Annotated in this window: 11 protein-coding genes; 6 read left to right on the forward strand and 5 right to left on the reverse strand. The window is 54.1% G+C overall.

What is annotated here, in order from left to right; genetic code table 11:
* Nucleotides 1-119 precede the first annotated feature (119 nt).
* Both N7E69_RS01795 and nudK read right to left on the reverse strand, forming a co-directional pair.
* Complete coding sequence (locus tag N7E69_RS01795) at nucleotides 120-1,163, reverse strand: DUF1176 domain-containing protein (protein ID WP_001270679.1); 1,044 nt, start codon at nucleotides 1,161-1,163, stop codon at nucleotides 120-122.
* A 124-nt stretch (nucleotides 1,164-1,287) separates the two neighbouring features.
* Nucleotides 1,288-1,863, reverse strand: coding sequence for a GDP-mannose pyrophosphatase NudK (nudK, locus tag N7E69_RS01800; protein ID WP_000084037.1), 576 nt, complete (start codon nucleotides 1,861-1,863; stop codon nucleotides 1,288-1,290).
* 203 nt (nucleotides 1,864-2,066) lie between these two features.
* Here nudK and pbp4b point away from each other — a divergent pair, with 203 nt between their 5' ends.
* Nucleotides 2,067-3,365, forward strand: coding sequence for a penicillin binding protein PBP4B (gene pbp4b / locus N7E69_RS01805; RefSeq protein WP_000673293.1), 1,299 nt, complete (start codon nucleotides 2,067-2,069; stop codon nucleotides 3,363-3,365).
* Between the two features lie 448 nt (nucleotides 3,366-3,813).
* On the opposite strand, the gene aegA is transcribed toward pbp4b, so the two are convergent.
* Nucleotides 3,814-5,775: a formate-dependent uric acid utilization protein AegA gene (gene aegA, locus N7E69_RS01810; protein WP_001078931.1), complete on the reverse strand. Its 1,962-nt coding sequence runs from the start codon at nucleotides 5,773-5,775 to the stop codon at nucleotides 3,814-3,816.
* A gap of 185 nt (nucleotides 5,776-5,960) precedes the next feature.
* On the opposite strand from aegA, the gene narQ reads away from it, so the two are divergent.
* Together narQ and acrD are read left to right on the forward strand one after the other, a co-directional pair.
* On the forward strand, nucleotides 5,961-7,661 hold the full coding sequence (gene narQ / locus N7E69_RS01815; protein ID WP_000216812.1) for a nitrate/nitrite two-component system sensor histidine kinase NarQ: 1,701 nt from the start codon (nucleotides 5,961-5,963) through the stop codon (nucleotides 7,659-7,661).
* A 184-nt stretch (nucleotides 7,662-7,845) separates the two neighbouring features.
* Entirely contained in the window at nucleotides 7,846-10,959 is a 3,114-nt protein-coding gene (gene acrD / locus N7E69_RS01820; protein ID WP_001263070.1) for a multidrug efflux RND transporter permease AcrD, read from the forward strand.
* Between the two features lie 101 nt (nucleotides 10,960-11,060).
* On the opposite strand, the gene ypfM is transcribed toward acrD, so the two are convergent.
* A complete protein-coding gene (gene ypfM / locus N7E69_RS01825; protein WP_001386977.1) occupies nucleotides 11,061-11,120 on the reverse strand; it encodes a protein YpfM in 60 nt (19 codons plus the stop codon).
* A 412-nt stretch (nucleotides 11,121-11,532) separates the two neighbouring features.
* On the opposite strand from ypfM, the gene N7E69_RS01830 reads away from it, so the two are divergent.
* The 3 genes from N7E69_RS01830 to N7E69_RS01840 are packed head-to-tail and all read left to right on the forward strand — an operon-like array spanning nucleotide 11,533 to nucleotide 13,248.
* Entirely contained in the window at nucleotides 11,533-11,889 is a 357-nt protein-coding gene (locus N7E69_RS01830; RefSeq protein ID WP_000631925.1) for an ArsC family reductase, read from the forward strand.
* A gap of 3 nt (nucleotides 11,890-11,892) precedes the next feature.
* Nucleotides 11,893-13,020, forward strand: coding sequence for a succinyl-diaminopimelate desuccinylase (gene dapE / locus N7E69_RS01835; RefSeq protein WP_001277825.1), 1,128 nt, complete (start codon nucleotides 11,893-11,895; stop codon nucleotides 13,018-13,020).
* Nucleotides 13,021-13,047: 27 nt separating this feature from the next.
* Entirely contained in the window at nucleotides 13,048-13,248 is a 201-nt protein-coding gene (locus tag N7E69_RS01840) for a YpfN family protein (RefSeq protein ID WP_000383842.1), read from the forward strand.
* Between the two features lie 26 nt (nucleotides 13,249-13,274).
* On the opposite strand, the gene tmcA is transcribed toward N7E69_RS01840, so the two are convergent.
* Nucleotides 13,275-15,293 (reverse strand): tRNA cytosine(34) acetyltransferase TmcA, encoded by a 2,019-nt coding sequence (gene tmcA / locus N7E69_RS01845; protein ID WP_001751240.1) that lies wholly within the window; start codon nucleotides 15,291-15,293, stop codon nucleotides 13,275-13,277.
* Nucleotides 15,294-15,302: the final 9 nt, after the last annotated feature.

Raw genomic sequence — 15,302 nt, forward strand, 5'->3', positions numbered from 1 at the left:
CTGCTGTGGTGAGGCTATCGGGTAAAGTAACAATCCTACCGTAACGTAGCAATCTCTATACCATAAATGAAACCTCAATAGGTGTATCCCTATTCTGAAAAGGGGATAACAACCAGGATTCAACGCGTGATCCACAGCGTAGGCCAGGCATCCGGCCCGTGCCAGCTATCGCAGCTCGGTTCTTCGGCATAACGCACCAGACGAAAACGATCGCCATCATAACGCCAGCGCGTCTGGATACCGCAGTCGGTTAACCCCCGCCCTTTCGCCAACGTCACCAGTTCACGCGTTTTCTCGTCAAAGAAGGCGTTCATCAACTCCATGTCATTACTTTCGACGCCGCGATTAAACGGCAGCCGCAAACGTACGGCGCGCGAGACGAGCGTTTTTTTGCGTGAAACTACCCAGGCGAGATCAATAGTGTTATAGGCGCCGGCTTCGCAGTTAACAATCAATAACGCTTTATCATCCGTCAACGCGCTGACCTGCGTCTCGCGACGCAGCGGGTCAAGCGAACAACGAATGCCGTTTACCCGCCATGCTGCGTAGTCCAGCAGATCGTCGCGTTCTTCCTCACTCAGCGGTACGGGCGTTGGATTAATCACGGCGATCCCCTTTAATGCCGGCGCCGGGGGCACGCTGAGCGGCGGTTCGTTTCCTTTTTCAATCCAGGCGGTTTCGCTGCCCACACGTTTTTGTTGCGCGTCGATAAACAGTAATGCCGCTTTTAATCCCGCCAGCGAAAGCGTCTGAACGCCGTTTTTTAAGGTGATGGCCTGCGCATCCTGAATCGTCTGTAAAAATGTGGTGATGGTGGCAGGATCGCCGGTCATGAGATGCCAGGGCGACACGCGCCAGTGTGGACTGTTGAACGAAAGCGGTTTGCCATCCAGCAATAAGCGAGGCGCAATTGCGGCTTCTTTAGCGTCGGGCGGCGCCAAACCGCCGCGATCGATGCGCAGTACCGCATCGGTACGCGCCCCGGCGCTGCGGCTTAATGTCATCACCAGCCCATGATGTTCGCCAGTATTGCGCGCTACGCAAAAATTTTGGTTATTGCAGGTGACCTGCCAGTCGGAAAAAGTCCGTTGCGCTGGCGCAGCCCACAGTAGCTGGACCGGCAACAGGCCAAACAGACAAAAAAGAATAACGCGGTAGCGCATGAACGGAACAACCCCAGATTCAGAACAACACAGCTAAGACGGTATCTTCCTTGCGCGCCTCAGGGTTCTCAATCAGATTTATCGGATTGGTCTTTTTTGTGTAAAGAAATATATTTCTTTTTTTTCAGTCCATTAGATGAGACGTCTGTAAATAGTTAAGCAATAACACGGTCTTACCGTCCCGAATCTCGCCTGAGCGCACCATTTCCAGCGCCCGGGAAAACGGCAGTTCAAGCACCTCAATCTCTTCGTCCTCCACGCCGCCGCCGATGCTGGCACGCTCGCTATCATGATATTCGGCAATGAAGAAATGAATCAGCTCCGTGACGCCGCCTGGCGACATATACAGCTCAAATATCTTGCGTACCTCACCAACGTCATACCCTGTCTCTTCAATGGCCTCTTTACGGATACAGACCTCCGGCTCGTCGTTATCAAGCAGGCCAGCGCAGGTTTCAATTAACATACCGTCTTGATTACCATTGACCCATGTCGCCACGCGAAACTGGCGAACCAGAACCACGGTTTTTTTAGTTGAGTTGTAAAGCAGAATGGTTGCGCCATTCCCGCGATCGTAAACCTCACGCTTGTGACGGATAACCTCGCCATTACGACGGGTCAGGTCATAGGTAATGTTGCGCAGAGTAAAATAATTATCAGAAAGAATTTTATCCTTAATAAGCGTAATGGTTTGCGACATGCTGGCTCCAGGGTGTAAAAAGAGCATTAATATTACGCCGTGAGGTCGGTTTTGTCTGCTGAAGGGTTAATCCTTAATGCCGACTGAACGGATGTACAGCCATATTTTTCTGTCACTGCCATGACCATATTCTGCTTCTCCGGGCCGCAGAGTCCATGCTCGCGATATGATTTGACGGCCGGAGTGAGACTGAGGGAATCATCATGAAATTTACTCTCGTTGCGACGGTTCTACTGACGTTTTCCCTTTCAGCTTTTGCCGTTGAGTATCCGGTATTGACCACCGCGAGCCCTGATCAGGTGGGGTTTGATAGCCAAAAACTTCACCGACTTGATGGCTGGATTCAAAATCAAATTGATGCCGGATATCCCAGCATCAATCTTCTGGTGATAAAAGATAATCATATTGTTCTACAAAAAGCCTGGGGCTATGCCAAAAAATATGACGGTTCCACGCTGTTAGCCCATCCCATTCGGGCGACCACTAACACGATGTATGACCTGGCTTCAAACACAAAAATGTATGCCACTAATTTCGCATTGCAAAAACTAGTGTATGAAGGAAAAATAGATGTCAATGATTTGGTATCAAAATATATCCCCGGCTTTAAGGATATGCCTGGGGATAAAATAAAAGGCAAAGATAAACTCCGCATTATTGATATTCTTCATCACGTCGCGGGCTTTCCTGCCGACCCACAATATCCTAATAAAAACGTCGCCGGTAAATTATTCTCACAGAGTAAAAGCACTACTCTGGAGATGATTAAAAAGACACCGCTGGAATATCAACCTGGGTCGAAGCATATCTACAGCGACGTGGATTATATGATTCTTGGTTTTATCATTGAATCGATAACGGCAATGCCATTAGATCGCTACGTCGAAACCACCATTTATAAACCGCTCGGATTAAAACATACCGTCTTTAACCCGCTGATGAAAGGCTTCACGCCGCCGCAAATCGCCGCAACGGAACTACATGGCAACACGCGTGACGGCGTGATTCATTTCCCCAATATTCGCACCAATACACTATGGGGCCAAGTGCATGATGAAAAAGCCTGGTACTCAATGGGCGGCGTTTCAGGACACGCCGGACTGTTTTCTGACACCCATGATATGGCTGTGTTAATGCAAGTCATGCTCAATGGGGGCGGCTACGGTAACGTGAAGCTATTCGACGACAAAACGGTTGCGCAGTTTACTCGCCGCTCGCCAGAAGACGCTACCTTTGGTCTGGGGTGGCGCGTTAACGGCAACGCCTCAATGACCCCCACGTTCGGGGTATTAGCCAGTCCGCAAACGTATGGACATACCGGATGGACCGGAACACTGACGTCTATCGATCCGGTTAATCATATGGCGATTGTGATTTTAGGTAACAGGCCGCACTCGCCGGTAGCAAATCCTAAAGTGAATCCAAATGTTTTTGTCAGTGGATTATTACCTGCGGCGACGTATGGCTGGATTGTTGACCAGATATATGGTTCCTTAAAATAAAAATTAAGAGCCTATCCCACCAGGCGTTATTGGCGCAGCCAGTTTGGACACGGACAGCGCGCAAAAACCGGAGCGTACACGTAGTACGTGAGGTTTGACTCGCTACGCTCGCCCTTCGGGCCGCCGCTAGCGGCGTTCAAAACGCTAACGCGTTTTGGCGAGCACTGCCCAGGTCCAAAATGGCAAGTAAAATAGCCCTAATGGGATAGGCTCTAAGAAGGGATTCTGATAGCGTCCCTTCCTTCAATTTACACTCTATTTTCAATACTAAGATTGACCTTATCAGGCCCGTTAAACGTCGACCCGACGGGAAAATGTTTATCGCAGGGCGTTCAGCCCTGCGAGCGTCAACATTTCTGCAAACGGAGTAAGGTTAGCCAATAAGTTTAAGATTTTTTATCACTCAATCATTTAACCGTTCCAGGCCTTAACCGGCCTACAAATACGCTTATTTAGCTAACCAGTCGAGTATCCCCTGCGCAGCATGTCGGCCTTCTGCCATCGCCGTCACCACCAGATCGGCGCCGCGCACCGCATCGCCGCCGGCGAAAATTTTCGGGTTGGACGTCTGGTAACGAAACTCGCTCTCGACGCTGGCGGCAATACGTCCCCAGTTATCCACCTTCACGCCATGCGATTCCAGCCACGACATACCATGCGGATGAAAACCAAACGCCATAATGACCGCATCCGCCGGCATCACGAACTCGCTGTCCGGTACAGGTACCGGGCGGCGTCGCCCCTGACCATCCGGTTCGCCAAGCCGCGTACGCAAAAAGCGAATACCGCTGGCGCGCCCGTGCGTATCCAGCACCAACTCAACTGGCTGAACGTTAAATTCAAAGTTCGCGCCCTCTTCCCGCGCGTTTTTCACCTCTTTTTTCGACCCCGGCATATTGGCCTCATCGCGGCGATAAGCGCAGGTGACGTTAGCAGCGCCATGACGCAGCGCCGTACGTACGCAGTCCATTGCGGTGTCACCGCCGCCCAGCACAACCACGTTAAGGCCCGCAGTATCAATAAACGGCTCGTCAGGCAACGCCGGAAGCCCCATCACCTGTTTGGTATTGGCGATGAGGAATGGCAACGCATCATATACCCCCGGCGCATCTTCATTCGGTAAATCAGCCTTCATGGAACGATAGGTTCCAACCCCAACAAAGACGGCGTCATAACTCTCCAGCAGCGTCTCCAGAGAAATATCTTTCCCTACTTCGCAGTTAAGCTCGAAACGAATCCCCATCACGCTGAAGATTTCCCGACGGCGCGCCAGCAGAGATTTATCCAGTTTGAAAGCCGGAATACCAAAGGTGAGTAAACCGCCGATTTCCGGATAGCGATCGTAGACGGTGGCGCTTACGCCATGGCGCGCCAGCACGTCAGCGCAGGCAAGACCTGCCGGCCCCGCGCCGATAATCGCCACGCGCTTATCGCTCTTCTGTACGTCCGACAGGTCGGGACGCCAGCCTTTGCTCAGAGCGCGATCGGAGATATAGCGCTCAATGTTGCCGATGGTAACCGCGCTATACTCATCGCGGAGTGTACACGCGCCTTCGCATAGCCGATCCTGCGGACAGACGCGCCCGGTAATTTCCGGCAGACAGTTGGTCTGGTGGGAAAGCTCTACCGCCGCATCAATATCGCCGGCTTTCACCAGTTCGATCCACTGGGGAATATGGTTATGCAGCGGACAGGTCCATTCGCAGATACTGTGTTCCCCGCATGTGAGGCAGCGGGACGCTTCACGCTCCGCCTGCGCGGCGCGAAACGGCAGATAAATTTCCTCAAAGGTGGTTTTACGCGCTTCAATCGCCAGTTTATCCGGTTCGCCGCGCGGCGGCGTCGCCTGCATACGCTCGACTTTGCTGCTTGCTGTCCCACTGTGTTGTGTATCCACGGTATGCCAGGGGCGAATCTCCTGCCGGGCGGTACGCAGCCGTCGCGTTTTAGCCAGACGGGTCAACGAGTCTTCGGTGACCAGTTGCAGCGCATCCGCCGGGCAATTTTCCACACAGGCCGGGCCCTGTTCACGTCCCTGACACAGATCGCATTTATGCGCGCTGGCTTTGAACTGGTTTGGCGCGACGGGCGTCAATACCATCTGCATGGTGCCGAATGGGCAGGCGACGACGCAGGATTTACAGCCGATGCACTTCTGCGCATTGACCTGCACGCTGTCGTTAATATGCGCGATCACGCCGTTCGGACAGCTACGGGCGCAGGGCGCATCTTCGCAATGGTGACATGTGACCGCGCTGCGCTGGCGCTGATGTTTGATGACAGTAATTCGGGGCTGATAGCGCTGTGGCGTCAGGACATGTCGCTCATCATTGTGAGCCATTACGCAGGCGACCTCGCAGGCATGGCATCCCAGACACTGCTGGCTATTGGCCATAATAAAACGATTCATGGCGTCCTTCTGTTTTGGTTGCAAAAACCTTATTCTTTATATGAGCATTGTTATTAACTGACGAAGGCGGGGTCGGCAATGTTCATCTGCCCAGGAAGCACAACTATCTGTCCAGAACCTGTGGCAGATCAATTTATTTCAAAGCAAATGAAATTGCGGTTCAGCTAAATGCGGGGAGTGCCAGCGTGACGGTTAAACGCCCGGTCTCGGCCAGTCTGGCTAAGGCTTTTTTCTATATTGTGCTGTTGTCTATTCTGTCCACCGGCAGCGCATTACTGACGCTGACCAGCAGTTTACGGGATGCCGAAGCGATCAATATCGCCGGTTCGCTACGAATGCAGAGCTATCGGCTGGGTTACGATCTGCAAAGCCGTAGCCCGCAGATTAATGCGCATCGTCAACTTTTCCAGCACGCGCTCAACTCGCCGGTACTGCAAAATCTCAACGCCTGGTATGTGCCGCAGGCGGTGAAAACTCGCTACGCGCGCCTGCACGCCAACTGGCTGGAGATGAATAGCCGCCTACAGGACGGCGACATTGCCTGGTATCAGACCAATATCAACAATTACGTCGATCAAATTGATCTCTTCGTTCTGGCATTACAGCATTACGCCGAGCGTAAAGTCATGCTGGTCGTCGCCATATCGCTGGCGGGCGGTATCGGCATATTTACGCTGGTCTTTTTTACCCTACGACGTATTCGCCAGCAGGTCGTTCGCCCGCTGAATCAACTGGTCACCGCCAGTCAGCGAATTGAACATGGTCAGTTCGCCCCGCTGCCGCTGGATACCAGCTTACCCAATGAGCTGGGATTGTTGGCGAAAACGTTTAGTCAGATGTCGAGCGAGCTGCATAAACTTTATCGTTCGCTGGAAGCCTCGGTGGAAGAAAAAACGCACGATCTGCACGAAGCGCACCGCCGCCTGGAGGTGTTATACCAGTGCTCCCAGGCGCTGAATACCAGCCAAATCGACGTCCACTGTTTTCGCCATATTTTGCAAATTGTCCGTGAACATGACGCCGCCTGGTATCTGGAGTTAACCGTGGGCGATAACTGGCGGATTAGCGAAGGCATGCAAAGCCCCGACCTGCCGATGCAAATGCTGCCAGTGACGATGCAGGACACGGTCTATGGCGAACTCCACTGGCAAAGCCCCAACGTTAATGCCTCTACGCCGCTGCTGAACAGCGTCTCCACGATGCTGGGGCGTGGTTTGTACTTTAATCAGGCGCAAAAACACTTCCAGCAACTTTTGTTAATGGAAGAGCGCGCGACGATTGCCCGTGAGCTACACGATTCGCTGGCGCAGGTACTTTCTTATTTACGTATTCAGTTAACGCTTTTGAAGCGCGCCATTCCAGAAGATAACGCCGGCGCGCAAAGCATCATGGCGGATTTTTCCAGAGCGCTGAACGACGCCTACCGTCAGCTTCGCGAGCTACTCACCACGTTCCGTCTGACGTTACAGCAGGCCGATTTACCCTCCGCATTGCATGAGATGCTGGAAGATTTACAGAGTCAGACCCCGGCCAAACTCACGTTGGATTGCCGTTTACCCACGCTGGCGCTGGATGCGCAAATGCAGGTGCATTTGTTGCAAATTGTGCGTGAAGCGGTCCTGAACGCCATTAAACACGCCAACGCGAGCGAAATCGCCGTGAGCTGCGTCACCGCGCCTGACGGCGATCATACCGTTTATATTCGCGATAATGGCATTGGTATCGGCGAACCGCATGAGCCTGCCGGACACTATGGTCTGAATATAATGCGTGAGCGCGCGGAGCGCCTTGGCGGCACGCTGAATTTTTCGCAACCCTCCGGCGGCGGCACGCTGGTCAGTATCAGTTTTCGCTCCTCCAACAAGGAAGAGAGTCAGTTAACGTAAAGAACGGCAAATCGCCGGAAGGCCAGATGTCAGGCTTTCCGGCGTTGGCACAAAAAGTATGCTGTAAAAGCGCATGATAATTTACATTATCTCCTTTATTTCTCCACGCTTGGCTCGTAGCTTGCCGCTACAGTGAAGCAGTTCAAATCTATAACGATATGTAGAAACACGAGGTTTCCCTTTAATGGCGAATTTTTTTATCGATCGCCCCATTTTTGCCTGGGTGCTGGCTATCCTGTTGTGTCTGACAGGGGCGTTAGCCATTTTCTCTTTACCTGTTGAACAATATCCCGATCTGGCGCCGCCCAACGTACGTATTACCGCGAATTATCCGGGAGCGTCGGCGCAAACGCTGGAAAATACCGTAACCCAGGTTATTGAGCAGAATATGACGGGCCTCGATAATCTGATGTACATGTCATCACAAAGCAGCGGAACCGGACAGGCGACCATCACCCTGAGCTTTATTGCGGGAACCGATCCTGATGAGGCGGTTCAGCAGGTGCAAAACCAGTTACAGTCCGCGATGCGTAAACTGCCGCAGGCGGTACAGGATCAAGGCGTCACGGTACGCAAAACGGGCGATACCAATATTTTGACCATCGCTTTCGTCTCTACCGACGGTTCTATGGACAAGCAGGATATCGCCGACTACGTCGCCAGTAATATTCAGGACCCGCTCAGCCGCGTCAACGGCGTCGGCGATATTGACGCTTATGGTTCACAGTACTCTATGCGTATCTGGCTCGATCCGGCCAAATTGAATAGTTTTCAGATGACCACGAAAGACGTGACCGATGCGATTGAGTCGCAGAATGCGCAAATCGCCGTCGGGCAGCTTGGCGGTACGCCTTCGGTCGACAAGCAGGCGCTGAACGCCACCATTAATGCGCAGTCATTGCTGCAAACGCCGCAACAATTTCGCGATATCACCCTGCGCGTTAATCAGGACGGTTCCGAGGTCAAACTGGGCGATGTCGCCACCGTGGAGCTGGGGGCGGAAAAGTATGACTACCTCAGCCGTTTTAACGGCAATCCGGCTTCCGGTCTTGGCGTTAAGCTGGCTTCCGGCGCGAACGAAATGGCGACCGCGAAGCTGGTGCTGGATCGCCTCAACGAGCTGGCGCAGTACTTTCCCCACGGCCTGGAATACAAGATCGCGTATGAAACCACCTCCTTTGTCAAAGCCTCGATTATCGATGTGGTCAAAACGTTGCTGGAAGCTATCGCGCTGGTTTTCCTGGTGATGTATCTGTTCCTGCAAAACTTTCGCGCCACGCTCATTCCGACGATCGCCGTGCCGGTAGTATTAATGGGCACCTTCTCCGTGCTTTACGCGTTTGGCTACAGTATTAACACATTAACCATGTTCGCGATGGTGCTGGCGATCGGGCTCCTGGTCGACGATGCCATCGTGGTGGTGGAAAACGTCGAACGTATCATGAGCGAAGAAGGGCTCACGCCGCGTGAAGCGACGCGCAAATCCATGGGACAAATCCAGGGGGCGCTGGTCGGTATCGCGATGGTGCTGTCTGCGGTATTCGTGCCGATGGCGTTCTTTGGCGGTACCACCGGGGCGATTTATCGTCAGTTTTCTATTACCATTGTCTCGGCAATGGTGCTGTCGGTGCTGGTCGCCATGATCCTGACGCCGGCGCTGTGCGCAACGTTATTAAAACCGCTGCACAAAGGCGAACAACACGGGCAACGCGGATTTTTCGGCTGGTTTAACCGTACCTTCAATCGTAATGCCGAACGTTATGAGAAAGGCGTAGCGAAAATTTTGCATCGCAGCCTGCGCTGGATTCTGATTTATGTTCTGTTGCTTGGCGGCATGGTGTTCCTGTTTTTGCGTCTCCCCACCTCCTTTCTGCCGCAAGAAGATCGGGGCATGTTCACTACGTCTATCCAGCTACCGAGCGGTTCTACGCAACAGCAGCCCCTGAAAGTCGTTGAAAAGGTTGAAAACTATTACTTCACCCATGAGAAAGACAACATTGTGTCGGTCTTCTCGACGGTCGGTTCCGGCCCTGGAGGGAATGGGCAAAACGTCGCACGCATGTTTGTTCGCTTGAAAGACTGGGACGCGCGCGATCCCACCACCGGCTCCTCGTTCGCCATTATTGAGCGGGCGACAAAAGCGTTTAACCAGATTAAAGAAGCTCGCGTCTTCGCCAGCAGCCCGCCGGCAATTAGCGGTCTGGGCAGCTCCGCCGGTTTTGATATGGAATTACAGGATCACGCCGGAGCAGGCCATGACGCGCTGATGGCCGCACGAGATCAACTCATTGAGCTGGCCGGGAAAAACAGTTCCTTGACCCGCGTGCGCCACAACGGCCTGGACGACAGCCCGCAACTGCAAATTGATATTGACCAACGGAAAGCGCAGGCGCTGGGCGTATCGATTGACGATATCAACGACACCCTGCAAACAGCCTGGGGATCGAGCTACGTCAACGACTTCATGGACCGGGGCCGCGTGAAGAAGGTCTATGTTCAGGCCGCAGCGAAATATCGTATGTTGCCGGATGATATTAATCTTTGGTATGTCCGTAACAAAGAGGGCGGCATGGTCCCCTTCTCCGCCTTCGCCACCTCGCGCTGGGAAACCGGCTCGCCGCGTCTGGAACGCTATAACGGATATTCGGCGGTAGAAATTGTCGGAGAGGCCGCGCCGGGAGTCAGTACCGGGACGGCGATGGATGTCATGGAGTCGTTGGTGCATCAGCTACCGGGCGGTTTTGGCCTGGAATGGACAGCCATGTCTTACCAGGAACGGCTCTCCGGCGCGCAGGCGCCCGCGCTGTACGCTATTTCGCTATTAGTCGTCTTCCTGTGTCTGGCGGCATTGTATGAAAGCTGGTCGGTGCCCTTCTCGGTGATGCTGGTTGTGCCGCTCGGCGTCATTGGCGCGCTACTCGCTACCTGGATGCGCGGGCTGGAAAACGATGTTTACTTCCAGGTGGGGCTGTTGACCGTTATCGGCCTCTCGGCGAAAAACGCGATTCTGATTGTGGAATTCGCCAACGAAATGAATCAGAAGGGACACGCGCTGTTAGACGCCACGCTGTACGCCAGCCGCCAGCGCCTGCGACCGATACTGATGACTTCGCTGGCGTTTATCTTTGGCGTATTGCCGATGGCCACCAGCACCGGGGCAGGCTCGGGTAGCCAACATGCTGTCGGAACCGGCGTGATGGGGGGAATGATCTCAGCAACCATTCTGGCTATCTTCTTTGTACCCCTGTTTTTCGTGCTGATACGTCGCCGCTTCCCGCTGAAGCCGCGCCCGGAATAAGCTCCCGGCCAGCCTGATACGAGGTGTCGGGCACAAAAAAGGCGACTTTCGTTGAGTCGCCTTTTCTTATCCCCTATGGGAGCGCGGTGCCTTCCAGGCATTTATTTACGAAGCATGACTTCGATAAAATCTTTCCAGTTCCCCAGTTCACGTTCAATCATAATAGCCTCTCTTATTATTATGGGTATTCTACGTAGTTAGCGGTATAGAGAGAAGTTCATTTAACCGATTGTTGCGATATCCTCTGGTTATGCTGTCTATGATATTACTATGGCGCTGTAGCCGTAAATTTTATGTGACTTACTGCAATATTTAGCAACATTAATACCTTTTCTACTACTTTATCAAATCGGGTTAAAAAACAATCAATTGCATGTGCGCAAAATAGGATTTTCCTCGCGAATTATAAACAAGCCACATCTGGAACGTTTTGGAATCATTATTCACATTCACTCAACAATGTTATATTGATTGCCGATCAGCGCTGGATAAATAACCATAAACAGCCACACTTATTATCCCGCAGACGATACTATTGATTATTTATTCGAATTTCGCGTTAAAGGATTCAATATGATTACCCTCTATGGCATTAAGAATTGCGACACGATCAAAAAAGCGCGCCGTTGGCTGGAGGAGCATGGCATTGATTATCGTTTTCACGATTACCGTGTGGATGGCATAGACCTCCCTCTTCTTAATACCTTTATTGCCGAACTCGGCTGGCAGCCTTTACTGAATACGCGCGGCACAACATGGCGCAAACTGGATGAAGGCCACCGCAGCGGGATTACCGATGCCGACTCCGCCGCTGCTCTCATGGTTGAACAGCCGGCAATCATCAAACGCCCATTGCTCTGCGCGCCCGGGAAGCCTATGCTGCTTGGTTTCAGTGAATCCCGTTATCAGCAGTTTTTTGATGAGGTGTAGTCTATGTCGTGCCCGGTTATTGAGCTGACACAGCAACTTATTCGTCGCCCCTCCCTGAGTCCGGATGACGCAGGCTGTCAGGCATTAATGATTGAACGCCTTCGTAAAATCGGTTTTACCATTGAGCATATGGATTTTGGCGACACGCAAAATTTTTGGGCATGGCGTGGGCGTGGCGAAACGCTGGCGTTCGCCGGGCATACTGACGTCGTACCGGCTGGCGATGTCGATCGCTGGATCAATCCGCCGTTTGAGCCTACGATTCGCGACGGAATGTTGTTCGGTCGCGGCGCGGCGGATATGAAAGGTTCACTGGCGGCCATGGTGGTGGCTGCTGAACGTTTTGTTGCGCAGCATCCTCATCACCGGGGCCGCCTCGCATTTTTGATTACCTCTGATGAGGAAGCCAGCGCAAAAAATGGCACCGTAAAGGTGGTTGAAGCGCTGATGGCCCGTAACGAGCGGCTGGATTACTGTCTGGTCGGCGAACCTTCCAGTACTGAAATTGTGGGCGATGTCGTCAAAAACGGGCGTCGCGGTTCTCTCACCTGTAACCTCACTATCCATGGCGTTCAGGGGCACGTTGCCTATCCGCATCTGGCGGATAACCCTGTTCATCGCGCCGCGCCTTTTCTTAATGAACTGGTCGCTATCGAGTGGGATCGGGGCAATGACTTTTTCCCGGCCACCAGTATGCAGGTAGCCAATATCCAGGCAGGCACCGGCAGCAATAATGTCATTCCCGGCGAACTGTTCGTGCAGTTTAACTTCCGTTTCAGCACGGAACTGACCGATGAGATGATCAAAGAGCGGGTACATGCGCTGCTTGAAAAGCATCAGCTACGCTATACCGTAGACTGGTGGCTTTCCGGCCAGCCGTTCCTGACCGCACGCGGCAAGCTGGTGGACGCGGTGGTAAATGCCATTGAGCACTATAATGAAATTAAACCGCAATTACTGACGACGGGCGGTACGTCCGACGGACGTTTTATCGCCCGTATGGGAGCGCAGGTGGTAGAACTGGGGCCGGTGAACGCCACCATTCATAAAATTAATGAATGTGTGAATGCCGCCGATCTCCAGCTACTGGCCCGTATGTATCAACGCATTATGGAACAGCTCGTCGCCTGATGAGCGTTCCGGTAAGAGGAAATAAGCATGGACTGGCTGGCAAAATATTGGTGGATTCTGGTATTGGTGTTTCTGGTAGGCGTACTGCTGAATGTGATCAAAGATCTCAAACGCATCGACCATAAGAAATTCCTTGCCAATAAACCTGAGCTGCCCCCGCATCGCGATTTTAACGATAAGTGGGACGATGAAGAAGACTGGCCGAAGAAAGATCAGCCGAAAAAGTAACCGGATATAATGCCGGACAGGTATCGCTATCCGGCATGCTCCCCACCGCCGGGCATTACGTCGCGTAAACGCTGCGTTCGTCCGGCATCCAACGCAATCAGCGCCTGCGCCGCCTGCGCACGCTGCAACGCCAGCAGAGCTTTACGGCCTGAAATGCGTAGCCGGGCGCACAGTTCGGCATCGCTGGCTTTTTCCTCCAGCCGCCCTCTCAGCGCCGGTAATGGCAATGCGCTGTATTGCAGTAAACGATGCAGGCAACCTAACGATGTCAGTAGCGGGCGGTGCGCGAACGCAAAACCGGCCAGCTCACGCCAGTCTTCATCATTAAGCGCCTGTTCATCTAACGCCGCCAGCGGTATCGCCTCGCCGTTCCACTGCGTCAGGATATCCGCATCGCGGCGCAAACGTCGGTGTTCCTGCTGCGCCAGCCGTTTTCCCGCGTCGCTCAGCGGCAATAACGCCATCGCCGTATAGCAACCGCTGCTCGCCTCCCGATGGTTGCCCATCCGTACCAGTACAAAGCCGCAGCGTTGCCAGAAACGCCACAGCTCCGGCGTATAGCCGAAGCTGACGGAAAGATAATCACACTGCGCCGCCTGCTCGCACGCGCAGGCAATCAACTGCTGACCGATGCCTTCGCGCTGGCGGGCGGGGTGCACCGCGATACGGCTTACGCGACGCCCGACCAGCGTCGCGGCTAAAGGGTCGCTACCGTGCGCCGCCAGCGACTGCGCCACCAGATTTCCACGCGGCCGCCGGAAACCGCCCCATACAGCGTGACTGAGTTCTGCGGATAACCCACCCTCTTCGACCAGCCAGAGGGCGCCCGCCACACGGTTATTCGCCGTGGCCTGCAAGAAATGCTGTCCTGGCGCATCCATCATTCGGCGCAGATCCAGCGGCGAAGTACGATAGTGCGCCCCCGACAGTAACTGATACACAGCCCTCGGCAACGCGGGCGTCTTTCCCCAGGCCTGTTGGTAAAACGCCGAGATTGCTATTGCGCCATATGGCGCCTGCGCAAACGCTTCATCGTCGAATATCAGCACCTCGCTGACGATATTTTCCAGCGGGCATTCTGGCGCCCAGCGGACAGGCTGACGAAGCGTGAAGCGGTGAAGCTGCGGAAAACGGGCGCAAAACTTAAGTAAAAAACCGCGTCCGGTGCCTTCGTAGCCCTGAACGGTGGTGGTGAGTAGTATGCGGGGAAAGCGCGAAACCAGTTGCAGCAGCAGCGGCGCGGGGATTGCCGCCGCCTCGTCAACCACCAGCCAGTCGGCTCTTGCCCCGCTCGCCAGCAACGCATCCGGCGCCATAAAGCAGAACCGCTCACCGGCAAACGCTGCCAGGATATCCGTTGCCGTTTTCGCCGGTGCGGTCACGATAGCCGTGCCCGCCATCCGGGAGATGAATTGCCCGGCCAGCGCCGATTTGCCGCGCCCACGGGGGGCAATCACCGTCGCCACGCCGGGCGGCATTTCACGTAAACGCGATAAGATAGCCGCCTGCTCCGGCTGCGGCTCGCCGGTGGCGGGTCGCCAGCGTCCACGGAAAGGATAAGATGGCCAGCAAAACGGCTGGTGCTGTCGCCAAAGCAGCGTTTGCGGATCGCGGGAGAGAGTCCGTTTAAGATGCTGTGCAAACTGCGGTGTGGGGATAGGCTGCGCGCAGTCGCTCCAGCGCAGTGAATCGGTATCAGGCCGGCTTTCCCACGTCTCGTACGGCGGCATCAGCAGAAGCAGCCAGCTTCCGGCCTGCAAGGTCCCGCTCAGGGCGGCAAACGCTGCGGCGTCAAAGCCCTGCCAGGCATCAAATATCGCATGACGGAATTCACGGCCCAGCAGCGTTTGTAACGCCTGTGGCGTACAGCACGGCTGGGCGGGCGCGTCAGGCGCGACCCACAGCCAGTCACCGGGCAATGCAGCGCGTATCGCCTCGGCCCGCTCCCGGCACCACGCCGCATCGCCGCTGATGACCAGTAAACGGCGAATGCCTTCCTGTGTCATTTGCGACGTTAACGCCTGTAGCGCATCGATATCAGACATCCCTGCCCC

It is taken from the genome of Salmonella sp. 3C (assembly GCF_025426275.1).
Classification (GTDB): domain Bacteria; phylum Pseudomonadota; class Gammaproteobacteria; order Enterobacterales; family Enterobacteriaceae; genus Salmonella; species Salmonella enterica.